This window comes from Trichocoleus sp. FACHB-40, from assembly GCF_014695915.1.
GTDB classification, from domain to species: Bacteria; Cyanobacteriota; Cyanobacteriia; order Cyanobacteriales; family FACHB-T130; genus Funiculus; species Funiculus sociatus.
The window spans coordinates 14,323-39,239 of record NZ_JACJPF010000026.1 but is presented as its reverse complement, the minus strand read 5'-3'; the positions used below and the strand labels follow the sequence as shown (position 1 = coordinate 39,239).

Genomic DNA, 24,917 nt, shown 5'->3' with positions numbered 1-24,917 from the left:
TTGAGTTTTGAGTATCTAGGGTACTACCCATCCCAATACATCTCTCTTAACCTCTCCCCAACCCCTCTCCTAAAAGGAGAGGGCTTTGATTTGTTATTCTATCGCCGTCCCTACTAGGGAAGGGTCTAGGGGGCTAGGTCTGCCTTATAAGAGAAAATATTGGTGTTTACCCTACTATTATGTAAAAAACCCGCTTTCCAGAGAAAACGGGTTTATATATTTTCAGCTTTTTTGTACCACTGCTACAAATTATGCAGATTCAGGCTTGGGCATAGAGGAAGGATGCACGATCAATTCCGCAGTAGAACGCTTCTCTACCATCTCTCGCGTAATGGTACATCGAGTCACATCCTTGCGGGACGGCAACTCATACATCACATCCAGCATTAATTCTTCAACAATTCCTCGCAGCGCCCGTGCGCCAGTTTTCCGCCGATACGCTTCTTGCGCGATCGCCCGCAGCGCATCCGGCTTAAAGTCTAGCTGCACGTTGTCCATCTTCAGCAACTTCTGGTACTGCTTCGCCAACGCATTCCGAGGCTCAGTCAAAATTGCCATCAGCGCTTCTTCATCCAGCGGATCGACGACCGCCACCACTGGCACTCGACCGATAAACTCTGGAATCATCCCAAATTTCACCAAGTCGTCCGGCTCCAAGTGCCGCACAATATCCGCTGTGCGCTTTTCTCTCGGCTGCCCTTCACCACCTTGAACAAAGCCTATTGACTTTTTGCCAATTCTCTGCTCTACAACTTTCTCCAGACCAACGAAGGCACCACCACAGATAAACATGATGTTGCTCGTGTCAATTTGGATGCAGTCCTGATAGGGATGCTTCCGTCCGCCTTGAGGCGGCACGTTGGCGATCGTCCCCTCCAGCATCTTCAGCAAAGCTTGCTGTACGCCTTCACCAGAGACATCCCGCGTAATTGAGGGATTTTCGCTCTTGCGGGCGATTTTGTCAATTTCATCTATGTAGATGATTCCCCGCTGCGCCTCTTCCACATCCAAGTCTGCCACCTGCAACAGTCGCAGCAGGATATTTTCCACATCTTCTCCGACATACCCTGCTTCCGTCAGAGTGGTAGCATCTGCTACAGCAAAGGGTACATCCAGAATGCTTGCCAGCGTTTGTGCCAGAAGTGTTTTCCCGCAACCTGTGGGGCCAATCAGGAGAATGTTCGATTTTTGCAGTTCTACCTGATCGTCATGCCCCGCTTTGCCATTATTTTTAGATTGGATAAAACTCAGGCGCTTGTAGTGGTTGTATACCGCTACCGAAAGCACCTTCTTGGCTTCGTCTTGACCAATTACGTGTTCATCGAGATACTTTTTCAGTTCTCTCGGCTTGGGAATTTGGCTCAGAGAGAGACTAGAGGAACGGACGCGGCGCTTCTGGGGAGGTTCGGCACGGGGAACCGGCTGAGGTGCTGGAGTCCCAGAGTCCAGTAGCTCCTCATCTAAAATTTCATTACACAGGTCAACGCATTCATCGCAAATGTAGACTCCCGGCCCGGCAATTAATTTGCGTACCTGTTCTTGGGACTTGCCACAAAACGAACATTTCAGATGGGAGTCGTACTTAGACATACTTGCCTCTTATCTCAGTGAAGTGACAGCTGCTTCCGCGTGGGGAAGGTTCTGCCTGGAGATGACCTGATCGATGAGACCGTAATCTTTGGCCTCAGCCGATGACATAAAGAAATCGCGCTCGGTATCTTCCGATATTTTCTCAAACGGTTGACCCGTGCTGTGAGCCAGTAACTCGTTCAGTTTTTGCTTATGATAAAGAATTTCTTTGGCTTGAATTTCGATATCAACTGCTTGTCCCTGAGCTCCACCGAGGGGCTGGTGAATCATAATCCTGGCACTGGGTAGAGCCATGCGCTTACCCTGCGCTCCACCTGCTAACAAAAACGCCCCCATGCTGGCTGCTAATCCATAGCATATGGTAACAACATCAGGCCGTATTTGCTGCATTGTGTCATATATTGCCATACCAGATGTCACCGAACCGCCGGGGGAGTTGATGTACATCTGAATGTCTTTTTCCGGGTCTTCTGCGTCTAGAAACAACAGCTGAGCCACAATTGAGTCAGCCACCACATCGTCAACCGGAGTCCCTAAGAAAACGATGCGCTCCCGCAGTAGCCGCGAGTAAATATCGAACGCCCGTTCCCCCATACCGGATTGTTCCACCACCATAGGAACAACGTTGCTTGAACCGAAGGCGGAGTAAATATCCGGTTTTCTTTGGCTTGTGATTTCGTAATTCCGGGATAGAGATATAACCATAAACGAGCGAAGTCTAACCCTGCACTGTCAGGTGAACTGGCGAGTGGTTCTTGATCCACTATACTTCCGTTATATCCGAATCCGCTGTTTTTGACCATCACGGACTGTTGATAAGGGTGTAGGGGCAGTTTTTTGCTTGCCCCTATGGTTTATTCACTCTAGAGAGGATTCGGCATCTGGTTGTGCCGTCTGGGTGGTTGCTTCTGTAGCTTGAGTTTCCTCTGCTGTTTCAGTTTCTGTTGCTTCGGTAGCAGTTACTTCAGCTTCAGTTTCCTGGTCTTCCTCTGGCGTGAGAGTGCCTTGGGGAACCAGTTCAATTGTGCCGTGTTCTTCTAACCAGCTAATTGCTTTTTCTTTGAGCAAATCGGCTGAGACAATGGTATGCAGCCGTTCCCTGTCGATGTTTTGGTCGTCTGGAAACTGCTCTAGCAGCTCATTGACTCTGGCTGTAATGGCTTCTGGTTCTGCTTGGAGAGATTCACGTTTGGCAATTTCTTCCAGGGCTAGGGATTGTTTTAGTCGGTCGATGGCTTCAGGACGCGATCGCGCTCCCATTTGCTTCACCATCTCCGGCGTAAACATGGACTTGACATCAATCCCCATCTGCCCCATTTGCATAATGGTTTGACGCAGCATCGTCTCAACTTCTTGCTGAATCATGGTTTCCGGCAGGTCAGCTTCAACTTTTAAGAGCAGTTCGCTGACGAGCGCTTGCTCCTTATTAGCCTTCGTTTCTTGCTCAGCCTTGTCGCGAAATCTTTTTTCTAAAGACTCTTGTAACTCGGCTAAAGTCTCAAACTCGCTGACTTCTTGGGCGAAATCATCATCTAACGCTGGTAACTCTTTTTCCTTGAGGTCTTTGAGCGTGATGCTGAAGATAGCTGTCTTCCCTGCTAAATCTTGGCGATAATCTTCCGGAAAATTCACCGATATCTCTTTCGTCTCGCCGGAACTCATGCCCACAATGCCATCGACAAATTCTTTGAGAAACTTGCCTTCAACTAGCTCAATTTGAGCGTCTTCGGCTTGACCCCCAGCAATACTTTCAGTTTCTTCACCTTCTGGTTCATCCGCCAAACGGCTACTATAATCCACCACTGCTACATCTCCCATTTGCGCTGGGCGACCTTCCACAGGGATTAAGTTGGCTAATTCGGCACGACGCTCCTCCAAGAACTTTTCCACAGTGCTAGGGTCATACGGTACTTCCTCCGCCTTCACGGTAAGACCGGTGTAGTCGCCTAACAATACTTCCGGCTGGACATCCACCGCAGCGATAAACGTCAGGGGTTCTCCTGGTTTGAACTGACCCACTAACTCATCGAAATCGGAACGCAGCTGATAGTTACCAAGCGGCTCAATTGCTTCTTGCTTAAGAGCCTGCTGGAGACTACTTTGAATCAATTCTTCCAGGGCAGTTGCTTTAATCCGTGTCTGCCCCAATTGCTGTAGCAGGATTTGGCGAGGCACCTTTCCTTTGCGAAACCCAGGAATATTGACTGTACGGGCGAGCTTTTGGACTACCTGCTCGTAGGCATTTTTTGACTGATCCGGTGGAATTTCAATTTCCAAGCCAATCCTGCTCTGGGGGAGCTTTTCCTGGGTAACTTTCATCAGATAACTTCTCTAGAAACTAAAGCGCACAAGGTTGATAGCGATTCTACGGCAGGCTTGGAAGACGGTCGGTTAAAGCCAAAGAAGAACTCTAGCGTCTCAACCCCGTGATATCCTAGTTTTGCAACAGTTGCAGCCAGTGTAGATAAAACCTTACTATCCCTATTGTTGACATATTTGATGATAGTACATCGACAGCACGCGCTTTCACTCAACCAGAATCTAGCTTTTCCTTCTTTGGCACGGAAGTTAGGTTAAGGGAAGTTCTAGATATGTAAAATTCCTTTGAGATATTCTAATAGAAGCAGTAAGAGTCTGTGTCCTTGCACAAGCACAAATATTACAAATATTACAAAAAAAACCTAACAGATTGCTTAGGCTCGATACCGAAAGTTTTTGAAATATATGTATTCAAGAGGAGGAACCATCTTTGTCTGATTCCTATCGCGTTGCCATTCTCGGAGCCACGGGTGCAGTAGGTACGGAGTTATTAGAACTTCTGGAAGCCCGTAACTTTCCTGTAGCAGACTTGAAGCTGTTGGCTTCAGAACGTTCTGCTGGTCGAACCATGTCATTCAAGGGCGAAGATTTGCCTGTAGAGGCAGTAGGCGATCGCTCGTTTGATAATGTAGATTTAGTTCTAGCTTCTGCTGGCGGCTCTACCTCTAAAGCTTGGGCGCATAAAGCGGTAGACGCTGGGGCAGTTGTAATTGATAATTCCAGTGCCTTTCGCATGAACCCCGAAGTTCCCCTAGTGGTTCCAGAAGTGAACCCAGAAGCAGCAGCCACTCATCGGGGTATAATTGCTAATCCTAACTGCACAACAATTTTGATGGCAGTGGCTGTTTGGCCCCTGCATCAAGTGCAGCCAGTACAGCGCATTGTTGTCGCCACCTACCAATCGGCAAGCGGTGCGGGTGCAAGGGCGATGGAAGAAGTCAAAACACACAGCCGCGAAATTTTAGAGGGAGAGTCGCCAAAACCGGGGATTTTTCCCTACACGCTGGCATTTAATTTGTTTCCCCACAATTCCCCAATGACTGAAGTAGGGTATTGTGAAGAAGAACTGAAAATGCTCAACGAGACGCGCAAGATTTTCGGCGCATCCGAACTGCGAGTAAGTGCGACTTGTGTGCGGGTTCCCGTACTCAGAGCGCACTCAGAAGCGATTAACCTAGAATTTGAGCAACCATTTCCCCCAGCCAAGGCGAAGGAAATATTAGCGACTGCTCCGGGTGTCAAGCTGGTGGAAGACTGGCAGGCAAATTATTTTCCGATGCCAATTGAGGCAAGCGGTAGCGACGAAGTTTTAGTAGGTCGAATTCGTCAAGATATTTCTCATGCGTGCGGATTGGAACTGTGGTTGAGTGGAGATCAGATACGCAAGGGTGCAGCGCTTAATGCCATCCAAATTGCGGAATTGTTGGTAGAACGGAACTGGCTCCAGCCTGCGACGAAATTAAGTTATAAGTAATGGACTTATACCAGCAAAATTTTGGATTTTAGATTTTAGATTTTAGATTGTAGCTTCTTAATCCAAAATCCAAAGTCCAAAATTCAAAATCGAAAGAGGAGTTAAAAGAGTGTGGTAAATTTTGGGCGCGTGATCACCGCGATGGTGACGCCATTTAAGGAAGATGGCGCTGTAAATTACGCCGTTGCAGAAGAGCTGGCGGCGCATTTGGCAGAAAATGGTAGTGATGCCTTGGTAATATGTGGCACAACTGGGGAATCTCCTACTCTGACTTGGGAAGAAGAGTATGAGTTATTTCAGGTGGTACAAAAGGCAGTAGCCGGAAAAGCTAAGGTAATCGCCGGTACCGGGTCAAATTCGACGAAAGAAGCGATCGCAGCTACTCAAAAAGCCGCTAAAATAAGAGTAGATGGATCTTTACAAGTCGTACCCTACTACAACAAGCCCCCCCAAGAGGGACTGTATCAGCACTTTGCAAGCGTCGCCCAATCTTGCCCAGACCTGCCCCTGATACTCTACAACATACCTGGTCGTACAGGTCAGAATCTCCAGCCAGAGACAGTAGCTCGTCTGGCAGAAATCCCGAACATTGTGGCAATTAAGGAGGCAAGTGGCAACCTAGACGCAGCCAGTCAGATTCGGCGGCTGATACCAGCAGAATTTCAGATATACGCTGGGGATGATTCCCTAACTTTGCCTTTATTATCAGTTGGCGGTGCTGGGGTAATAAGCGTTGCTAGCCATCTAGTAGGCAAACAGCTGCAACAAATGATTCAAGCCTTTGAAAACGGTCAAACTAAAGTAGCAATCGATATTCACCTACAACTTTTTCCATTATTCAAAGCTTTGTTTTGTACGACTAATCCTATTCCCATCAAAGCGGCGCTAAAACTGCAAGGTTGGGATATTGGCTCGACTCGTCCACCACTCTCGCATCTACCAGACTCAGATAGGCAAATGTTAGAGGCAGTAATGAAGCAGCTGACTTTGATTTGAGGCGACGGTAGAAAGGAAAAAAAAGTAAAAAGGAAAGCAAAAAAGAAACTTCTTTTTTTAATTTTTACTGGCTAAAGTCGCTAATACTAGGCAAAAAGAACAAGGCAAAAAATTCCTGTTTTGGGCTTTTTCTTTGCCAAAGTCGCTGTAATTTATGCAAATTTTCAACTGTTTTGTATTGACCGATCTTGATTTATTACAAGGAACCACATGACTAAGAACGAATCCGCACCCGCCCTGAAAGTTATTCCCCTCGGCGGACTGCATGAAATTGGGAAAAATACCTGTGTGTTTGAATATAACGATGAAATCGTGCTGTTGGATGCGGGATTAGCTTTTCCCAGCGAATCCATGCACGGCGTGAACATCGTCCTCCCCGACATGACCTATCTGCGGGAAAATCGCCACAAAATCAAAGGCATGATCGTCACCCACGGTCACGAAGACCATATCGGCGGGATAGCATATCACCTCAAGCAATTTGATATCCCAGTCATCTATGGCCCTCGTCTAGCAATGGCATTGCTAGAAGGTAAATTGGAAGAAGCTGGGGTTTCCAATCGGACGACCCTAAAACGGGTAGCACCCCGCGAAATGGTGCGAATTGGCGCTTCATTCTTCGTCGAATTTATTCGCAACACCCACTCGATTGCTGATAGCTTCACAGTCGCTATCCACACGCCCCCTGGTGTCGTTATCCATACGGGTGACTTCAAGATTGACCACACGCCAGTTGATGGAGAGTTTTTTGATTTACAAAGACTGGCTGAATACGGCGAGAAAGGCGTTTTATGCCTGATTAGCGACTCGACTAACTCGGAAGTACCGGGATTCACGCCTTCGGAGCGATCAGTTTTTCCGAATCTCGACCGCTTTATTTCTCAGGCAAAGGGAAGGGTGCTATTGACCACTTTTGCTTCGTCAGTCCACCGAATCAATATGGTTCTGGAACTGGCGCAAAAGCACGGACGGATGGTGTCCGTGGTAGGCCGCTCGATGCTGAATGTGATTGCTCAGGCACGCAATCTAGGATATATCAAATGTTCCGACAATTTGTTCCAGCCTTTGCAGTCGATTCACCAACTGCCAGATGAGAAGGTATTGATTTTAACTACCGGTTCTCAGGGTGAACCTCTTTCAGCAATGACTCGTATTTCTAACGGCGAACACCGACAAGTGAGAATCCGTGCGGGCGATACGGTGATATTCTCGGCAAACCCAATTCCGGGAAATACAATTGCCGTGGTAAATACCATCGACAAGCTGATGATGCAGGGTGCAAATGTGGTTTATGGTCGTGACAAGGGGATTCACGTTTCCGGTCACGGCTGTCAGGAAGACCAAAAGCTGATGATTGCCTTAACTCGTCCGAAGTTCTTCTTACCAGTTCACGGCGAGCATCGGATGCTTATCCAGCACTCCAAGACTGCCCAGAGCATGGGTATCCCTGCGGAAAATATGGTGATTATTGACAATGGGGATGTCGTAGAGGTGTCAGAAGATAGCATCAAAGTGGCGGGTAAGGTTCCGTCTGGGATCGAATTAGTAGATAATTCTGGCGTGCTAAAAGCTAATGTGCTGAAAGAAAGGCAGCAATTGGCAGAAGATGGTGTTGTGACGATCGCTGCGGCGATGGACTGGGAAGGTAAGCTGACTGCTAAGCCGGAAGTTCACCTGCGCGGTGTGGTGACAACGATGGAACGCGATCGCCTACAAACTTTGGTACGCGAAACTCTAGAAGGAATTTTGAGCGATCGCTGGTCAGAATTCGCCCGTGTCTTGGAAGATGAACCGCTAGAAGTTGACTGGGCAGGAGTCCAAACTCAACTGGAATCAGCGCTACAACGCCTGCTGCGGCGTGAATTCCAGAGCCGCCCTCTGCTAGTGTTCTTGCTGCAAGCTCCGGAGGAACCTCCTACTAAGCTTGCTGGAAGACGTCGCCGCCGTTCTACTGCGAAAGTAGCTTCCTAGACAAAGAAGAGACTTCTTGCAAAAGTGTTTGTATAGCCACACCTATTTGGGTGTGGCTATACAAACAATGCCGTATTGGGTTCAAGAAATTGTTCGATATTGCAGCCAACAATCCCCGCAGCAAAAAGCGCGGGGATTGTCTGCATTAATCTTTAGTAGTTCTGTGCTGCTGCCATGCGAGACTTAAATGCTTCCATTATCTCTGGGGTAGCTTCCGTAGCTTGCCCAAATTGAGTGCTTGAATGCGATCGCACCAAGCATTTAATTTGGGATAGTCACTCAAGAACACGCCGCCCCTTGACAACCAGGGTAAAACAGTACCAACTAAAGGTTCAGCAAGAGTTATATTTTCACTGCCAAAGAATGGGCGCTCGTCTAGCAAACTCTCAAAAAACTTCAGCACTATTGAGATTTTCTGCAATGGCTGTTCGTTTTTTTCTGGATTTCCTGCTGACAACCCTAACATCACGGGAGACAATGGGAGCGTAGCGGGCAATAGTTCGTTTGTCGCCAGTTCCACCATCCCCACAATTGCTAAATCTTTAGCATCGCTAGGCAGCATCGCAGGTGTAGGGTATTTTGCCTCTAAGTAATCTTTAGCATGGAGAACCTTAAGAAGGGGACGGTGGGCAGAGGTTGGGGAGTGAAAAGCTGTCAGCTGCGGAAATCTCCGCTGAAAGCTTTTCCAGAGAGAGGTTCAATTTAACGGGGGATAACAGGACTTTTCAACTCTCGACTAGGAGCCGATTTCGGAGTTTTCTTATTTTTACCGCCAGGCTTCAAGTGATCGTGTGCCGTCACAATTACGATATACAGAACTGGCACAATGAATAAACTTAAGACAGTGGAGACAATGGTACCACCTGCGATCGCAGTTCCCAGAGAACGTCGGCTGGCGGCTCCTGCTCCTTCGGGATTTACCAGAGGAGCAATACCCAAGACAAAGGCGAAAGTAGTCATCAGAATTGGTCGCAAACGCTCTTGGGAAGCTTCAACCACCGCCTTGGTTACTGACATCCCGCTTTCTCGGAGTTGGTTGGCAAATTCTACAATTAAAATTGCATTTTTACTCGCCAAACCAATCAACATTACTAGACCAATTTGGCAATAAACATCATTAGACAACCCGCGCATCGATTGAGCTAACAATGCCCCTAAAATTGCCAGCGGAACTGAAAGCAGAATAATGAAGGGGTCAACATAATTTTCATACTGAGCAGCCAGCACCAAGAACACAAAAATAAGTCCCAAACCAAAAATTATTGGTGCTTGACCGCCAGACTCAATTTCTTCTAGTGAAGTCCCCGACCATTCATAACCTAAACCAACTGGTAAAACCTCTTTGGATACCTGCTCCATTGTCTTAATTGCTTGTCCTGAGCTATAGCCAGGAGCAGCAGAACCAGTGATTTCAATGGAGCGATATAGATTGTAGTGATTAATAGTTTGCGCTCCAGTCGTTGGAGTAACTTTTACCAAATTGCTCAAAGGAATCATCTGATTTTGTTGGGAGCGGACGTACAGATTACCAATATTTTCCGGGTTAGAGCGAAACTGTTTGTCTGCTTGCACGTACACCCGATAATTTCGCTGCTGTAAATTGAAATCATTTACATATTGCGAACCCAAGAATGTTTGCAGTGTATTAAAAATATCGTCTACCGAAACTTGCAACGCCTTAGCTTTGTTGCGGTCAACTTCGATTAGTAGCTGTGGCGTATTTGCTGCGAAAGTGCTAAATACTTGTTGCAATCCAGGTGTCTTGTTAGCACGACCTAATAGTTGACCCATTGACTGAACCAAAGACTCTAGGGGACTATTACCGCGTTGGTCTTGCAACTGATATTGGAAGCCGCCAAAACTGCCCAAACCTTGAATTGCTGGAGGATTAACGGGTAAGACTCTTGCTTCGGTAATACCTGATAGCGTACCAAACAAACTGCCAATAATCGCCTGCACTGACTGCTCTTTTTTATGGCGTTCCTCCCAAGGTTTGAGAGTAGTAAATATAATCCCATTGTTAGAAGTATTACCGCTAAAACTAAAGCCACCTACTACGAAAGTTCCGACTACTTCGGGGTTTTTAAGAATTTCTTTTTCTACCTTGTCCATAACTTCGCCTGTATATTGCAGGGAAACGCCTTCTGGCCCTTGGACAAGCGTGATGAAATAACCCTGATCTTCTTCGGGAAGAAACGCTGTAGGTACGCTCAGATAAAGCCAAGCAGTTATTCCTAAAGAAACGATAAACAACCCAACTACAAAGCCTCGAAAGCGTGTCAGGAAATTAAGTGATCGCTTGTATCCTCGCCGCGTCCAGTCGATCGCTCCATTAATTCGGTCAAAAATCCAGCCAAGCCATCCTCCAGGCTTTTGTCCCTGACGCAATAACAAAGCTGAAAGAGATGGAGTCAGTGTAATAGCAATAAAGGTAGAAATACCAACTGAAAAAGCAATTGTTAAGGCAAATTGCTTGTACAGCGCTCCCGTTGTTCCGGGAAAAAATGCAACTGGAACAAACACCGCCATTAGCACCAGTGAAGTTGCAATTAAGGCGCTAAAAAGTTCCCGCATCGCTTCACTTGCAGCTGCACGAGGAGTCATCCCCTTTTGCTGGATCAAGCGATCGATATCCTCAACTACAACGATCGCATCATCAACCACCAAGCCAGTAGCTAATGTAATACCAAACAGAGACAAGCTATTAATCGAAAACCCGAATACCTTGATAAAAGCAAAAGTTCCTATCAAGGAAATGGGAATTGTCACCGCGGGAATCAGAGTTGTTCGCCAATCTTGCAAGAAAACAAAGATAACCAAGACGACCAAAACAATCGCTTCAAATAGTGTTTTAACTACTTCTTTGAGCGATTGTTCAACATACAAAGTTGTGTCAAACGCCACCCGATATTGCAAACCAGGCGGAAAGCGGGTAGCCAGTTTTGCCATTTCTGCTTTCACTGCTCTAGCAACATCCAAAGCATTACTACCGGGAAGCTGAAAAATACCCAAACCTACAGCATCATTGCCTCGAAATCGCAGAAAAGAGCTGTAATTTTCCGCTCCTAATTCTGCTCTCCCCACATCCTTAAGTTTGACAAGCGTGCCGTCAGTATCCGTTTTTAAGACAATTTCCTCAAATTCAGAAGCTTCTGTCAGCCGGCTGACTGCACGCAGGTCAATTTGATACATTTGCCCTTCTGGAGCAGGTTCCTGACCGATTCGCCCAGCACCGACTTGTAAGTTCTGTTCTTGGAGTGCGTTGACTACATCTTGAGCCGTTAAACTACGACTAGCAAGCCGATTCGGGTCTAGCCATAAACGCATAGAATATCGGCGTTCACCGAAAATTTGCACGTCACCAACGCCCTTTAATCTTTTCAGAGAATCTGTTAAATAGAGGTCTGCGTAATTGCTTAAAAATATGTTGTCGTACTCTTTATTTTCGGCGTACAAACCAATTGCTAAGAGGATGTTGCTGGACTGTTTTGTTACCGTGACCCCAGTTTGTTGTACGGCTTGTGGTAGCTGCGGTTGGGCGACGGAAACTCTATTTTGAATATCGACTGCGGCGATATCTTTGTTCCGGGATGAGTCAAAGGTAGCTGTAATTGTACTGGTGCCATCGTTACTGCTGCTCGAACTCAGATATTTTAATCCCTCGACTCCATTAATTTGCCTTTCTAAAATGTTGGTCACAGCGTTTTCTACGACTTCAGCACTAGCTCCGCTGTAGTTAGCCGTAACGTTGATTTGAGTCGGGCTAATTTCTGGAAACTGGGCGATAGGTAGAGTGGGAATACTAATTCCTCCCACTAGCAAAATAACTATGGCGCAGACTGTAGCAAAGACTGGTCGCTTAATGAAGAAATCTGCAAACATATTGTTGATAATTGGTAATTGGTAATTAGTGGGTATTAAGTATTAGATATTAGAGATTTGTGGAGAAGATTCTCCATTATCCTACCCATTACCTATTACCCATTACTGATTACTTAGACTCAGGAAGAATGGGAGCGCCGTCAGACAAATTCTGAAGGCCTGAGATGATAACTTTTTCTCCTGGTTCTAATCCTTCTAGCACTTGATAGTTATTTTTCTGGATCTGACCCAATTTCACCGGCTTTTGCTTAGCGACAAGTTTGGGTTGTCCTGATTGTTCTGGTTGTCCTGGTTGAGGCTTTTGTGTTTGCGCCACAAAAACAAAAGTTGCTCCACCCAAGCGAGAAATGGCGTTGATTGGGATTAAAACTCCCGGACGTTCTTGCCAAATCAGATTGGTTTTGATAAATTGTCCATCCCGCAGTTGTCCTTGTGAGTTGTCAAACCTAGCTTTGATAAGGATGCTTTGAGAACTGGAATTTACTTGGGGAGAAATAAAACTCACTGTACCTGTGCCTAGTAATTTTCCTTGGGAATTGGTTCCCTCTACTGTCTGCCCTAAGCGTAAATCTGGCGCTCTTTCTAAAGGAATAGACAATTCTATTTCTAAAGATTGATTTTGGATGATAGTGGTGAGGGTATCACTACTGCTGACGACATCTCCTAACTTGACTGGGATAGCTCCGACAACGCCAGCGATCGGAGCGACAATTGTGGCATCTTTAAGTTCTGCGTTGGCAAGATCGACGTTAGCTTGGGCTTGCTGTAAACCTGCTTGGGCTTGGGCAAGGGTTGACTGGGCGGCTTGAATGCGTTGGGTGATGGCATTTAAGGCGGCTTGGGCAGCACGGCGATCGCGTGTAACTCGATCTAGTTCGGCTCTCGCCAATGCACCTTGTCCTACTAAGGTAGAAGTGCGTCGATAGTTTTCCTGTTGTAGTTCCAGTTCAGCGACAGTGGAAGCCCTTTCGGCTTCTAAGGCTTTGATTTGGGAGGCAGCATTGGCGCTGGTGGCACGGGCAGCATTGACACTCTGTAACACGCTGGCGGCTTCTGCTTGTCTCTTGTCCGGGCTAAGTTGTACTAAAGTCTTTCCGGCGGGAACGCGATCGCCTTCGGAAACCAAAATCTGACTGACTCGCCCCTCGATTTCCGGCTTGATTACCACTCTCCGTGCAGCTTGCAGGGAACCCACAAACTCGGAAGCTTCTTGGAGGGTGGCTGTTTCTACAGTTGCTAATTTGACAGGTATTCCTTGCGGTTGACCTGCTGCTCCCGGTGCCGGTTGAGCATTACTGGCACGGCTTTGCCACCAATGCCAACCCAAACCACCACCGACAATCAACAAGACGATTGACAACGCGGCCCAATACTTTGTTCGACCTGGGTGAAGCTCAACTGCAACGGACTCGTTTTCTGAAGCTTGCTCCTCAAAAAGCGTATCTTCTTGTGTCTTAAGTGGAACTGGAGATTCAGGGGACGAATGATCGGACATCTTCGTTTCCTTTCCTTTGACAAGGCTGGCGGTACTTTAACAACTTTCGCTCTTGCGTGGCTGCTTATTGACGAGTGCATAGTTTATTGCGCGATCGCAGCAGTCAAGAAAAGCTTCCTACACCATCACTTATAAAAAACCTTTCCCCCAACCTTTTCCCTAAGAGGGGAGGGGTTGGGGCAAGGGTGTGCATCTCAAATGAGGGATTCTTATGCTTAAACTCCCTTCCCCTTGTAGGGGAGAGGTCAAACGCTCTATTCTCAATGCAGATGCAAGGCAATACCATACATATTAAAATCGAAGGCAACAGATGCAACAGATATTTATATCAGTTTGATACAAAATGCTTGAATTGGCTACTTTAGGTTTACTGCAACGCGAACCGCTACATGGATATCGCCTGAAGCAGCAATTAGAACTGTTTATGAGTGGTTGCATCAGTGCCAACTACGGCGCTATATATCCTCTCTTGAGACGATTGGAGGAGCGGGGTGCTATCAGCGTACTCGTAGAGGAGGAAGGGGAGGCAGGTTCAATTCGCAAAATATATAGCATCAGCGATAAAGGGCGCGAGCTATGGATGCAACAAATGCTAGAACACCCGCATGAAAGCTGGGTGAACGCTCGCTCTCGGTTTACGATCAAGTTTTTCTTTTTTAGTCACATAGAACCCACAATCCGAATCAAGTTGGTGGAGCATCGCTTAATGGTTTGTCGATTGCGCCTGGAAAGTCAACAAACAGAACCTCTGCCAGCAGATCCCTACCAAATAGCAGTCTTACAAAGGTGTTTAGTCGTGATTCAAGACGAAATTCAATGGTTAACCGAACAGCTGGCGGAGGAGACAAAGAGAAACAATTCCTCGTGATACCCAGTCCACAGTCCCCAGCCGCCACTAGATTAAGGATGGATCAGAATCGAGCAGAATGGGCGGCGCTTTCAAGCAATGGGGAGCAATTAATAAAAATTCGTTTGCCAACCGCGATCGCAACCCGGTATTCTGCATAAGGTTGCTTGAAGCTGAAGAAAAGTTTTTCTAAGAGCAAAAGACCAAATTCAAAAACTTATGCCAACTTCTAGACATCCGTTTCATTGGGTAGGAACTGGTTTCATGGCTGTGGGTGCAGGTCTTGCGCTCACCTTGGCGTATGCAAAGCTGAGCGCTGCACAAGAAAGCCCCCCAAGTCAAAAAGTTGAAAATGCCAAGTCAGAAATCAGCACACAGGAAAACAAGGACGAAGCAGAAACTCGTCCTACCTCCCCTATGCTTAATTCTGGCAACGCGGGTATGGCTCCATCTGCTCCTCAGAAGAACCAACAGGCCCAGGAAACGGGGAACGGGAGTAACGTCGTAACTCAACAAAGCTCAGAAACCAAAACTCAGAACCCTCCTTTACCCCCCGAATACCTCAACCCCAGCGCCAATCCCCTGCTATTTCCCACCAAACCAGAGGAAGTACAAATTCAAAACTTCCAACGGATAACGCTGGAACAGGCTATTGTACTGGCGCGGCGTAACAATCGGGATTTACAAGTTGCACTTCTGACCGCAGAGCGCAGTCGAGCGGCTCTGCGAGAAGCTCTTGCGGCTGAGTATCCCAACATTGGCGTGCAAGCCAATTTCACCAGATCGGATTCTGCCAGTGGTGAGCTATCAAATGCCAGACAACGGCCATTACTGGGGGATAACAATACTGCCTCGACAAGCTTTGACACCAGGTTTGAAGTCAGCTATGACCTCTTTACCTCTGGTAGACGAGGAGCGCGTATCCAAGCAGCAGAACAACAGGCGCGTTTCGATCAGTTAGATTTGGAACGCCAACTCGAACAAGTCCGTTTGGATGTTACGAATTCCTACTACGATTTGCAAGAGGCAGATTCCCAAGTTGAGATTTCTAATGCGGCTGTGAGAGATGCTGCTAGAAGTCTTGAAGATGCTCAGTTGCTAGAACAAGCTGGACTGGGAACGCGCTTTGATGTACTGCGGTTTCAAGTGCAGCTGGCGAATGCCGTCCAAGACCTAACTCGCACCAGAAGTCAACAAAGTATTGCCCGCAGGCAGTTAACCCAATTGTTAAGTTTAGCTCAGAGGGCTGAGGTGGCCGCGGCAGACCAAGTTGAGTTTGCTGGGGAGTGGAATCTTACATTAGAACAGAGTATTATCTTGGCGCTGAAGAACCGGGCAGAGTTGGAACAGCTCTTGGCTCGGCGGAACATCAGCGAACAGCAACGGCGTATTGCCCTGGCTGGCACAAGTCCGCAAGTAAGTTTGTTTGCGACCTACGACGTTTTAGGGGTGTTCAATGATGAATTGGGGCCTGCCGATGGCTTAACCTTAGGGGCAAGATTTCGCTGGGATTTTTTTGATGGGGGAGCCGCCAGAGCCAGAGCGGAGCAGGAGAGAGCTAATATTGCGATCGCAGAAACTCAGTTTGCCGACCAACGCAACCAAATCCGCTTGGAGGTGGAACGAGCTTATTTCAATTTAAGGTCGAATGCGGAGAACATTCAAACAGCTTTCTTCGCCGTTACTCAGGCAGAAGAAAGCTTGCGTTTGGCTGAGTTACGGTTTAGATCGGGTGTCGGTACCCAGACTGATGTAATTAGCGCTCAAACTGAGCTGACCCGCGCTAGAGTCAACCGACTCAGAGCTGTTCTGGATTACAATCGTTCGTTGGCAGCTCTCCAACGCAATATTAGCAACCTCCCAGGCAGTGAACTTTCTGATAACCCCTTGTAGACCGATTCTGTCAAACCAGGTAATTATGTCATTCTGAGCTGACTTTTTCTAGAGGCGATAAATCGCCTCTGTGGTTAGCATTGCTTAGGTTTTGTTGCAGTTTGCAAGAGGGTGAGACAAGAAGGGTAGGGGCAATGCTTACAAGAAAATTTCTGGATTTGCCGACCGTGCCAGCCTAAACTAAATCGGATGATTTATGAATTGCCCCTACTGTGTCTCAAAACGTTGTTCTCAGTTTCAGTACATATCACCTTTGCTAACTTCGTAAAATTTTTTAAGATTTCTTAATAGGAACGATGTGAGTGAAAAGGGCTGATGGCTAATATTACGTTTGTCAACGAAAATCGGGAAGCGATCGCAGCTGATGGGGCTAACTTAAGAGAAAAAGCCTTAGAGAATGGCATTGATATCTATACCCTTAGGGGAAAGATGATGAACTGCGGGGGCTACGGTCAATGCGCTACGTGTATTGTAGAAATTCAGGAAGGTATGGAGAATCTTTCGCCTCGGACTGATTTTGAAACCCGGAAACTGAAGAAAAAACCAGAAACCTACCGTTTAGCTTGTCAAGTGGTGGTAAATGGCCCAGTAAGTGTGAAAACAAAGCCACGATAGGCTTGTTCTTAATTTCCACAGCAATGTAGAGACGTTTTATACAACGTCTCTACACCTGTTCAAAATATGATGAAAAGACCACTAGGGGCATTTCTAAAATATCCCAAAAGTGATAATCGAGACGCTTAGACGGTCGATATACCACTAAATACGCCATAAATTGTGGGACTTTGAGCCAATTTTCCCATAAATTGGGGATACTTGCGGCAATTAAACCTTTTAAATAAATTCTCTTTAATTAGTTTGCCATTTATTTGTTTTAATCTCATTCTCCCTTGGCTAAAAATATTTCCAATTCCCCAATTATTTTAATTTCCAAGGCTTATTACTTCGAGAATTTTATTCAATATTCCACTAGACCGGTCAATTACCAATTGTCCCTTACCCAGAGTCAGAGAACAGCGATAATTAAGTTTTTGTTAGTAAAAACACTCCAACTGCAATCATTACACAGCCAGCCGCAATATTTATTCTTTTTCTTATTTTGGAACTAATAAAAAATCTAGCTCTATCCGCCAGGAACGCATAACCAAGTTTTACACCGCCTACGGCTACTGTAGTAATTGCAATAATGATGAGCGTATCCCAATAAGATATTTTAGAAATATCAAGAAAAGCAGGAAAAAAGCCAAGATAAAATAAAGTTGCTTTTTGGTCGCCCAATGTAATCAACAATCCAGTCAGAAAACTGGAAAGCAAAGAGGATTTTATAACCTCTTGTGTCTCAACATTCTTCGATTTTGACCTGCATAACCCTATTCCCAACAATATAAGATAAGCCGCACCCAGGTATTTTATAAGGACAAATAAGCTTCCCATCGCTTCAGCAAGAAACGACAACCCCCAAATAGCTATTATTATGAAAATGATGTCACCAAGCACTATCCCTACGGTTGTGAAAACACCATGAATAAATCCAGATGTAGCCGCTCTTGTGGTGACAGCTAATACACTGATGCTGGGAATAGAAGCCAGAATAATCATGGCACTGAATAATGCAACAATGCTGCTAAATGTCATACTGCTTTGCATCGGCATAACCATTACTTGATATGAGTAGACAGCAACTCATCAACGTAGCGTCGGATAACCTGTTGCTGTTGCTCCGGGCTGAGATGTTTGGCTTGAATGAGGAAGTCTAGGCTAACTCCATTGGCAAGGGCTAAGAGGGCGTTGGCTTCTAACTCAAGGTCTACATCATCTCGAATCAGTTTGGCTGACTGAAGAGTTTGTAACTCTTGCATAATTACCTCACGGAGTTGGGCAGCACTCCGTTGGTGTTCAGCCATCAGGGAATCTCGTCCAACGGCGTATCCCAAAAAGGCTAACCAGACCTTGAGAATAGCTTGCCGTTCAACATCAAGGGGCAAAAATGCTGACACCATCTTTAGGAGGCGATCAACTCCAAGCTCCTGCGCTCTCTGGGACTGCATTGCCTTGAGAAGGGACTGAGTGACTTGATTGAGAGCAAAGAGAATTAACTCTTGCTTATCTCGGAAATAGTGGGTGACGACTCCTGTGGTGCAACCAAGCTCCTGAGCGATCGCCCGCATACTGGTGCGATCTAACCCCTCTCGGACAATGACCCGCCAGGCGGCTTCAGAGACTTCAAGACGGCGATCGCGTTGGGACATGACAATCAAGGGAACTGAAACAGGGGGCAATCCTATTGACACATTATCATAACAGTTGTTATTTTTTTGAGCATAACAAGTGTTATGAGGTTGTCCTATGGACTCCGATTGGAGAGATGTCTCGCCCCGCAACGGCTTGGGCGGTCTGGTGGATCGCTTGACTGGGCCAGGGGCGACAAAAGCTGAGTTGCTGTTGCAATTTGTGCCGCCCTTGGTAGCGATGGTTGCGGCTCCTGTCTATGCGTTAACCCTCCCCGCCCAGTGGACACCCCTGCAATTAGGACTGATCGCGCTTTTGGCGCTCGATTTAGTCGGGGGTATCCTGACCAATGCCACATCTACTGGTAAACGCTGGTATCATCGCCCTGGACAGGGTTGGCGGCAGCATCTGGCATTTGTGTCCCTCCATCTCATCCATGTTTTACTCGTAGCGGTGCTGTTTCGGGAAGGAGATTGGGGGTTTTGGCTTGGTACATCTGGCTACCTGTTGGCAGCATCAATTTTGATTTTGCGATCGCCTCTGTATCTCCAACGCCCGGTTGCTCTGGGGCTTTACGGATTATCTCTGCTAGGCGATCGCTACGTCGTTACCCCCACTCTTGGTCTGGAATGGTTTCTGCCGTTCTTCTTTCTCAAACTCCTGGTTAGCCATTTGCTTTCAGAAACGCCCTATCACACTGGAAAATTTCCAGAGAAACCAGTCAGTTAACTTACGGGCGGATCGCAAAAAGGCAACCTTAAGTTACAGGCTGTTTTCTTTTCAAAGCTAATAGGCTCAACATGACAATAACTTCCCTACCTGGATTGACGAACCATAGAATGGTTGAAAACCAAGTTATTAAGACCAGCTAACTATGTCTAGACAAAAACGAGTCCCAAAAATAGGAATAAGGTTATGGGGCTGTCAGATATTGATTCTAGCGAGATTGGCGTTTTGTTTAGTCGGTTGCTGGCGAACTGGGTTTACCCACGTCGGCTAGGGCGTGTATTTGAATCTAGTGGCAGTTTTATCTTACTTAAGATCCCTATTAGGGATTGAAATGAGATATTCTTAAAGGTGGTGCTTTAGAAGTTAATTAAAGGCTGGGTTCAATGCAAGTTAACGATCTTGGTTTTGTCGCCAGCATCCTGTTTGTGCTGGTTCCCACAGTTTTCTTGTTGATTCTGTACATCCAAACTGCTAGCCGCGAAAGCAACAAGAATCCTTAATAGTCTGCGTAAAACAAAATCCCCCCATAGCCTTAGCTAGAGGGGGGTTTTGCTATTTTTTAGGCGAGCGCTTTAAGCAGTAGCTGTGCGCCCTAGGAGTACGGGACAATTCGCATAAACCCGTACATAGTCGGATAGGGAAGTTCCCAGCAGCCGATCCAAATCCGGTAAACCCTTGGCGATGGAGGGACGACGGTCTGGGGAACCTAGCATTAGTAGATCGATATTCAATTCCTCTGCCAACCGACAGATTTCTGGCCCCGGCTTACCAGTACCCGTGACACACTTGTAAGCGATGCCTTGTTTTTTGGCTTCTGCGATCGCTGGTGCAAGGACGGGATCTTTTTCTGGGTTAGCTTGTGATTCTTCAGCAAAGGCTGTCCGCGCCTTATTGACGTGAGCCAAAATCAGCATTCCTCCCTTAATATCTCGCAACAGGAACATAGCCAGACTTAAGCATTGTTTTGCCGAGTCAGAGCCATCCATTGCTACCATGATGCGGTTAATTTTTTTGACGTAAATATCGTCTTTAACCAACAACATCGGACGAGAGGACAACTGGAAAACATATTGGCTGACGGAATTTTCTAAAATGGACTCCAGGCGCTTCAGCCCTCGCGAACCCATAATAATTAAATCAGCATTAATGTCTTCAGCTACCTGGCAAACTGTAGTCTTTGGGTCGCCCTGTTGTAGCATGGTAGAAACGCGACTTGGGTCGAGGTTCAATGTCTGCATGGAAGTAGCGAGAACTCTGCCCCCTTCTTCCCATTTTTCGGTCAAGGCTTCACTGGTAACTTGGGAAGGAACAACGTGTAATATGCTGACTGAGGCTCGTTGGATTGAAGGCAGTTCCATCAAAGCCTTGAGCATTTCTTTAGATTGTCCGGTTCCAGAGTCGGCTAATAAAATTTTTTCAATCATTGAAGTGCCTCTTTTTCAGAAAAATCTCTTTGCTTTTATAGATTTCATGCCCAATTAATTAGGTAATTAATGAGGGTATGATAACTGCAATTTATAGCAGTCGTTTTATTTACTGACTGGCTTTTCATAATTAAGCATACTGCTGATATCGCAGTAAAAACTTAACGATTTATGACACAGCTTAGATTAATGCAAAAATTATTAATGAATTAATGTTAAATTTTCAGATAATCTGTATGCTGAGTTTGGTTCCTCAACCCATCTAACAAAATTTATCAATGAAGGAATTAATATTTTTGTTAATATTTATTTCCTTCTTCCACTCTCCGACTCTCCCGCTCTGTCGAGTCCTACCACTCGATAGACATCAACCATTTGTTGCTTACCCTTAAGTGGCAATGGCCCCCAGGATTCAACGAGAAACTGTTCGTGAAGGTGAACGAAGGTTTCGTGACCGATGAGAATGCGGCAGTTACTTTCTTGCCGGTCTTTTTCACAACTTTCAAGGCGGGAGGCAATATTAACGCTGTCGCCAATGACACCGTACTCCAAGCGGTCTTTGCCGCCTAGACTCCCTACGACGACGGGGCCAGTATAAATTCCGAGTCGCATTTGAATGACTGGCAAACCGCGAGATTTCCAATTTTGGTTCAGTTCTTCTAGGCGATCGCTTATTGCTAAAGCACATTTTACCGACCGAATCGCATCCTCTGCAATCTCCTCTTTGTGAACGCGATTCATTGGCACTCCAAACACAGCCATAAAGCCATCGCCCGTAAACTTGTTGATAATCCCCTGGTGGCTAAGCACTTGGTGGGTGAACACATCCAGCATTTCATTTAGCCATTCCAGCAAAGCTTCTGGCGGCATTTGTTCAGAGATGGTGCTGAAATTTTTGATGTCAGCAAACATCATTGTCGCAGTTAGCTTGATACCGGGTAGTTTACCGGATTTGAGTAGGCGATCGCGTCCTCTCCACAGAGCCTTAGCAACCTCCGGCGAAGTATTCTGCCCCAACAACTTCATGACGATTTTTTGCTGTTGCTGTGCATCATAAGAGCGGTAGGTAATAACTATGCCACTAGCCAGGATAAATCCTAGCACTGGAGACGAAAAAGGTACCCAGAGAGACATCTGGCTAAACCAATAAAAGCAGCTACCTAACAAAATTCCTACACCAACGCCGCAGCCCAAAATCAACACTAGGGGATGACGGCACCACCAAGCCAGGCCAGCACCGAACAACGTCCAGCCGACAATCCACAGCACTTCCCTCCTCTCAGACCAAAACCCAAATAGGGGTCTTGCGCCAGTTGCCGCGTCGAGAAACTGGCTCACCAGCGCCGCATGAACCACAACTCCCGCCATCTTTGCGTTCTGCTGTTCGGCTGGGCTGTAGGGAGTGCCGAAAACGTCTTTAGCGCTGGGTGCAGTTGTACCAATTAGGACAATCTTATCTTTTACCCAACTGGGGTCAATTTCCCCTTGCAATACTTGGGTAAGAGTAACTTGCCGTGCAATAATCCGCGATCTGTAATTGAGCAGAACTTGGTAGCCTCGATCATCAATCTTTTTATACCCACCAGAATCTGCCTTTATAGGGACAAATACCGATGACCCTAGCTGCATATATTCAGGATTCTGCTGGCTTTGCTGCGATGAGATGCCTTGACTCTTTAAATAGGCAAGAGCCAAACGTAGGGAAAACGAGAAAGAAGTTTTTTTACCGTCGGAGACAAACAACAGGTTACGGCGGATGACACCATCAGGGTCGAGTACAAAGTCGTTAAAACCAACGCGCTTATCGGGGATTCCCGGTGGCGGCGGCACAAAATCGAGATTTGTGTCACCAAATTTTTTAATAACGATAATGTTTTGGTCTTGGAGTCTAGCCCTGAGTTCAGCATTTCCTGGCTCTTGGGGGGTGCTGCGATGTATATCTAGACCAATGAGTTTTGGTTCTAATGATTGCACTTTTGTCAAGAGCTGCGCCAAAACTCGGTCAGCTAAAGGCCATTGATTTTGAGCGCGGATGTCGGATTCTGTAATGCCAACAATTAGCAGGCGGGGGTCGGGGCTTACATCTGGACGCAGGCGCATCTGCTTGTCAAATGCCGCAATTTCTACGGGTTGTAACCAGCCTGCTTCGCGCACTCCTAGGATGACGCTGCTGACGGTAAGGCACGCGATCGCTACTACTCGCACGCCACCAATGTCTGGAAATATACTCTTAACGTCATCAGCCAGCTTGGATAGCACAGATATCTTGGATTCTAAAAAGCCGTTTACATCTGAATTATTTTTGCTCACCACATTATGGCATTTGGGGAATGATGGGCGACGCCCCTAAACTTCAAGAAATTGGGTGATCGGGAGAATTTCTCGTTTCACTCCCGGACTCCCAAAAATAACTTTTAACTCAATAGGGGCGGGTTTCTCACCCACTCGTACAACTTATAACTTTCCCTACTTCGCTACAGCCCCCAGGATAGGAAGCTATCATTATATAAATGTTGAAATATCTTAAGATAACTTAATCAATGCAGCTTTCCACCTCTGGTATGTCTCACAAAAAAGACTCCTTCTTGAAAAAGGTGTTTTTTGGTCACGAGCCTACTCCTGAGTTAACTGCGATTTTAGTAGTGTATTTGGTGCAGGGAATCTTGGGGCTGGCGCGTTTGGCAATCAGCTTTTTTCTCAAAGATGAACTAGCGCTTTCTCCGGCTCAGGTTTCAGCTTTAATGGGTATTGCCGCCATCCCGTGGGTGGTAAAGCCGTTATTTGGTTTTCTTTCGGATGGCTTGCCGATTTTTGGCTATAGGCGGCGACCTTACCTAATTTTATCGGGGATATTGGGAACGATGTCCTGGGTAAGTTTAGCAACAATAGTTCACACAGCTTGGGCAGCAACAGCTGCGATCGCGCTTTCCTCCCTGTCGGTTGCTGTCAGTGACGTAATTGTAGACTCCCTAGTAGTAGAACGAGCCAGAGCCGAGTCTCAGAGCGAAGCTGGTTCCCTGCAATCTTTGTGCTGGGGAGCATCATCATTCGGAGGCTTGCTAACAGCTTACTTCAGCGGTTCGCTGCTGCAACACTTCGGCAACCATACCATATTTGCGATTACTGGCTGTTTCCCCCTAATTGTGTCAGCAGTGGCGTGGTTAATTGCAGAAGAACCCGTAAGCGAGGCAAGAGACGCTTCCACCGTCTGGCACCAGATAAAGCAACTACGGCAAGCCGTTAGCCAAAAAGCCATCTGGCTACCAACCGTCTTTCTGTTCCTCTGGCAAGCCACACCCTCGGCAGATAGCGCCTTCTTCTTCTTCACCACTAACGAACTAGGATTTGAGCCAGAGTTTCTAGGACGGGTGCGCCTAGTTACCAGTATCGCCTCCCTAATAGGGGTTTTCATTTTCCAACGCTTTCTCAAAGCCGTTCCCTTTCGTACCATTTTCGCCTGGACAACTGTCATATCAGCCGTCCTTGGCATGACTATGCTGATTTTGGTAACTCATGCTAACCGCAGTCTCGGCATCGATGATCGCTGGTTCAGCTTGGGAGACAGCCTGATTTTGACAGTTATGGGACAAATTGCTTATATGCCCGTGTTGGTACTCGCAGCACGACTGTGTCCCCCTGGTGTAGAAGCCACCTTATTTGCCCTTCTCATGTCGGTGACAAATTTAGCAGGGCTTTTGTCCCACGAACTAGGAGCAGTCCTTACCTATTGGCTAGGTGTCACCGAAACCAACTTTGAAAATCTCTGGCAGCTGGTAGTAATTACAAATTTATCAACGCTGCTGCCCCTGCCACTAATCGGTTGGCTACCAGCAGCAAAAGTCCACGAGGCACCAGCATCTGGAGAGGTGCCAGCCTTGCAACCTGCAACAGCATCGGTTATGCGTAGCCAATCAATTCCCAATCATCATCGGGACATACCTTTTATTCCCGACTTTATGCCCGAACTCATCCCCACAGTAGAAGAACCAGCCGAATAAACTCAGTAGGTTGGTTTGAGGAACCTTACCCAAGATTAATCCTACATTCGTTGGACGCGATCGCTCAAAC

General features: G+C 46.7%; 19 protein-coding genes and 1 pseudogene. 10 read left to right on the top strand and 10 right to left on the bottom strand.

Annotated features, from left to right (window positions below):
• Positions 1–249: 249 nt before the first annotated feature.
• The 3 genes from clpX to tig form a co-directional block, all read right to left on the bottom strand.
• Positions 250–1,590: an ATP-dependent protease ATP-binding subunit ClpX gene (gene clpX / locus H6F63_RS02140; RefSeq protein ID WP_190425637.1), complete on the bottom strand. Its 1,341-nt coding sequence runs from the start codon at positions 1,588–1,590 to the stop codon at positions 250–252.
• Positions 1,591–1,599: 9 nt separating this feature from the next.
• Entirely contained in the window at positions 1,600–2,295 is a 696-nt protein-coding gene (gene clpP / locus H6F63_RS02135; RefSeq protein WP_190425640.1) for an ATP-dependent Clp endopeptidase proteolytic subunit ClpP, read from the bottom strand.
• Positions 2,296–2,448: 153 nt separating this feature from the next.
• Positions 2,449–3,909 carry a trigger factor gene (gene tig, locus H6F63_RS02130; RefSeq protein WP_190634475.1) on the bottom strand — a complete coding sequence of 487 codons (1,461 nt, stop codon included), beginning with the start codon at positions 3,907–3,909 and terminating at the stop codon, positions 2,449–2,451.
• Between the two features lie 430 nt (positions 3,910–4,339).
• On the opposite strand from tig, the gene H6F63_RS02125 reads away from it, so the two are divergent.
• From H6F63_RS02125 to H6F63_RS02115, 3 genes are all read left to right on the top strand, one after another.
• On the top strand, positions 4,340–5,383 hold the full coding sequence (locus H6F63_RS02125) for an aspartate-semialdehyde dehydrogenase (protein WP_190634473.1): 1,044 nt from the start codon (positions 4,340–4,342) through the stop codon (positions 5,381–5,383).
• A gap of 111 nt (positions 5,384–5,494) precedes the next feature.
• Entirely contained in the window at positions 5,495–6,379 is an 885-nt protein-coding gene (dapA, locus tag H6F63_RS02120) for a 4-hydroxy-tetrahydrodipicolinate synthase (protein WP_190425649.1), read from the top strand.
• A gap of 210 nt (positions 6,380–6,589) precedes the next feature.
• A complete protein-coding gene (locus H6F63_RS02115; RefSeq protein ID WP_190634472.1) occupies positions 6,590–8,350 on the top strand; it encodes a ribonuclease J in 1,761 nt (586 codons plus the stop codon).
• A gap of 196 nt (positions 8,351–8,546) precedes the next feature.
• On the opposite strand, the gene H6F63_RS02110 is transcribed toward H6F63_RS02115, so the two are convergent.
• From H6F63_RS02110 to H6F63_RS02100, 3 genes are all read right to left on the bottom strand, one after another.
• Complete coding sequence (locus tag H6F63_RS02110) at positions 8,547–8,912, bottom strand: glutathione S-transferase C-terminal domain-containing protein (RefSeq protein ID WP_199297551.1); 366 nt, start codon at positions 8,910–8,912, stop codon at positions 8,547–8,549.
• 140 nt (positions 8,913–9,052) lie between these two features.
• Entirely contained in the window at positions 9,053–12,232 is a 3,180-nt protein-coding gene (locus H6F63_RS02105; protein ID WP_190634470.1) for an efflux RND transporter permease subunit, read from the bottom strand.
• 109 nt (positions 12,233–12,341) lie between these two features.
• Positions 12,342–13,727, bottom strand: coding sequence for an efflux RND transporter periplasmic adaptor subunit (locus tag H6F63_RS02100; RefSeq protein WP_190634469.1), 1,386 nt, complete (start codon positions 13,725–13,727; stop codon positions 12,342–12,344).
• A 343-nt stretch (positions 13,728–14,070) separates the two neighbouring features.
• Between H6F63_RS02100 and H6F63_RS02095 the strand changes: the two genes are divergently transcribed.
• The 3 genes from H6F63_RS02095 to H6F63_RS02085 all read left to right on the top strand — a co-directional run bounded on the left by H6F63_RS02095 (position 14,071) and on the right by H6F63_RS02085 (position 17,082).
• Positions 14,071–14,595, top strand: a complete 525-nt coding sequence (locus H6F63_RS02095) for a PadR family transcriptional regulator (RefSeq protein WP_190634467.1) — start codon at positions 14,071–14,073, stop codon at positions 14,593–14,595.
• A gap of 198 nt (positions 14,596–14,793) precedes the next feature.
• Positions 14,794–16,467 (top strand): TolC family protein, encoded by a 1,674-nt coding sequence (locus H6F63_RS02090; RefSeq protein WP_190634465.1) that lies wholly within the window; start codon positions 14,794–14,796, stop codon positions 16,465–16,467.
• A 315-nt stretch (positions 16,468–16,782) separates the two neighbouring features.
• Positions 16,783–17,082 carry a 2Fe-2S iron-sulfur cluster-binding protein gene (locus H6F63_RS02085; protein ID WP_190425669.1) on the top strand — a complete coding sequence of 100 codons (300 nt, stop codon included), beginning with the start codon at positions 16,783–16,785 and terminating at the stop codon, positions 17,080–17,082.
• A 408-nt stretch (positions 17,083–17,490) separates the two neighbouring features.
• Here H6F63_RS02085 and H6F63_RS02080 read toward each other — a convergent pair whose 3' ends face one another.
• Positions 17,491–18,102 carry a LysE family translocator gene (locus tag H6F63_RS02080; protein ID WP_242019475.1) on the bottom strand — a complete coding sequence of 204 codons (612 nt, stop codon included), beginning with the start codon at positions 18,100–18,102 and terminating at the stop codon, positions 17,491–17,493.
• Between the two features lie 23 nt (positions 18,103–18,125).
• Positions 18,126–18,716, bottom strand: coding sequence for a TetR/AcrR family transcriptional regulator (locus H6F63_RS02075; protein ID WP_190634511.1), 591 nt, complete (start codon positions 18,714–18,716; stop codon positions 18,126–18,128).
• 97 nt (positions 18,717–18,813) lie between these two features.
• On the opposite strand from H6F63_RS02075, the gene H6F63_RS02070 reads away from it, so the two are divergent.
• The 3 genes and pseudogenes from H6F63_RS02070 (at position 18,814) to psbM (ending at position 19,925) form a co-directional block, all read left to right on the top strand.
• Complete coding sequence (locus tag H6F63_RS02070; protein ID WP_190634462.1) at positions 18,814–19,425, top strand: hypothetical protein; 612 nt, start codon at positions 18,814–18,816, stop codon at positions 19,423–19,425.
• A gap of 183 nt (positions 19,426–19,608) precedes the next feature.
• A pseudogene (locus tag H6F63_RS30840) lies at positions 19,609–19,731 on the top strand (Uma2 family endonuclease); the annotation flags it as partial.
• 77 nt (positions 19,732–19,808) lie between these two features.
• Entirely contained in the window at positions 19,809–19,925 is a 117-nt protein-coding gene (gene psbM, locus H6F63_RS02065; protein ID WP_190414683.1) for a photosystem II reaction center protein PsbM, read from the top strand.
• Between the two features lie 72 nt (positions 19,926–19,997).
• On the opposite strand, the gene H6F63_RS02060 is transcribed toward psbM, so the two are convergent.
• Together H6F63_RS02060 and H6F63_RS02055 are read right to left on the bottom strand one after the other, a co-directional pair.
• Positions 19,998–20,849, bottom strand: coding sequence for a universal stress protein (locus tag H6F63_RS02060; RefSeq protein ID WP_190634460.1), 852 nt, complete (start codon positions 20,847–20,849; stop codon positions 19,998–20,000).
• A gap of 306 nt (positions 20,850–21,155) precedes the next feature.
• On the bottom strand, positions 21,156–23,159 hold the full coding sequence (locus H6F63_RS02055) for an adenylate/guanylate cyclase domain-containing protein (RefSeq protein ID WP_347276758.1): 2,004 nt from the start codon (positions 23,157–23,159) through the stop codon (positions 21,156–21,158).
• A gap of 230 nt (positions 23,160–23,389) precedes the next feature.
• On the opposite strand from H6F63_RS02055, the gene H6F63_RS02050 reads away from it, so the two are divergent.
• A complete protein-coding gene (locus H6F63_RS02050; RefSeq protein ID WP_190634457.1) occupies positions 23,390–24,847 on the top strand; it encodes a folate/biopterin family MFS transporter in 1,458 nt (485 codons plus the stop codon).
• Positions 24,848–24,917: the final 70 nt, after the last annotated feature.

What these genes read in the sequence shown, in the direction of transcription:
- clpX (WP_190425637.1), bottom strand. Translation starts at nt 1,590, where the DNA reads ATGTCTAAGTACGACTCCCATCTGAAATGTTCGTTTTGTGGCAAGTCC.
- H6F63_RS02080 (WP_242019475.1), bottom strand. Translation starts at nt 18,102, where the DNA reads ATGACATTTAGCAGCATTGTTGCATTATTCAGTGCCATGATTATTCTG.
- H6F63_RS02105 (WP_190634470.1), bottom strand. Translation starts at nt 12,232, where the DNA reads ATGTTTGCAGATTTCTTCATTAAGCGACCAGTCTTTGCTACAGTCTGC.
- H6F63_RS02070 (WP_190634462.1), top strand. Translation starts at nt 18,814, where the DNA reads ATGGACTCCGATTGGAGAGATGTCTCGCCCCGCAACGGCTTGGGCGGT.
- psbM (WP_190414683.1), top strand. Translation starts at nt 19,809, where the DNA reads ATGCAAGTTAACGATCTTGGTTTTGTCGCCAGCATCCTGTTTGTGCTG.
- H6F63_RS02075 (WP_190634511.1), bottom strand. Translation starts at nt 18,716, where the DNA reads ATGTCCCAACGCGATCGCCGTCTTGAAGTCTCTGAAGCCGCCTGGCGG.
- H6F63_RS02100 (WP_190634469.1), bottom strand. Translation starts at nt 13,727, where the DNA reads ATGTCCGATCATTCGTCCCCTGAATCTCCAGTTCCACTTAAGACACAA.
- H6F63_RS02050 (WP_190634457.1), top strand. Translation starts at nt 23,390, where the DNA reads ATGCAGCTTTCCACCTCTGGTATGTCTCACAAAAAAGACTCCTTCTTG.
- H6F63_RS02095 (WP_190634467.1), top strand. Translation starts at nt 14,071, where the DNA reads ATGCTTGAATTGGCTACTTTAGGTTTACTGCAACGCGAACCGCTACAT.
- H6F63_RS02115 (WP_190634472.1), top strand. Translation starts at nt 6,590, where the DNA reads ATGACTAAGAACGAATCCGCACCCGCCCTGAAAGTTATTCCCCTCGGC.
- H6F63_RS02110 (WP_199297551.1), bottom strand. Translation starts at nt 8,912, where the DNA reads ATGCTGCCTAGCGATGCTAAAGATTTAGCAATTGTGGGGATGGTGGAA.
- clpP (WP_190425640.1), bottom strand. Translation starts at nt 2,295, where the DNA reads ATGGTTATATCTCTATCCCGGAATTACGAAATCACAAGCCAAAGAAAA.
- H6F63_RS02090 (WP_190634465.1), top strand. Translation starts at nt 14,794, where the DNA reads ATGCCAACTTCTAGACATCCGTTTCATTGGGTAGGAACTGGTTTCATG.
- H6F63_RS02085 (WP_190425669.1), top strand. Translation starts at nt 16,783, where the DNA reads ATGGCTAATATTACGTTTGTCAACGAAAATCGGGAAGCGATCGCAGCT.
- tig (WP_190634475.1), bottom strand. Translation starts at nt 3,909, where the DNA reads ATGAAAGTTACCCAGGAAAAGCTCCCCCAGAGCAGGATTGGCTTGGAA.
- H6F63_RS02060 (WP_190634460.1), bottom strand. Translation starts at nt 20,849, where the DNA reads ATGATTGAAAAAATTTTATTAGCCGACTCTGGAACCGGACAATCTAAA.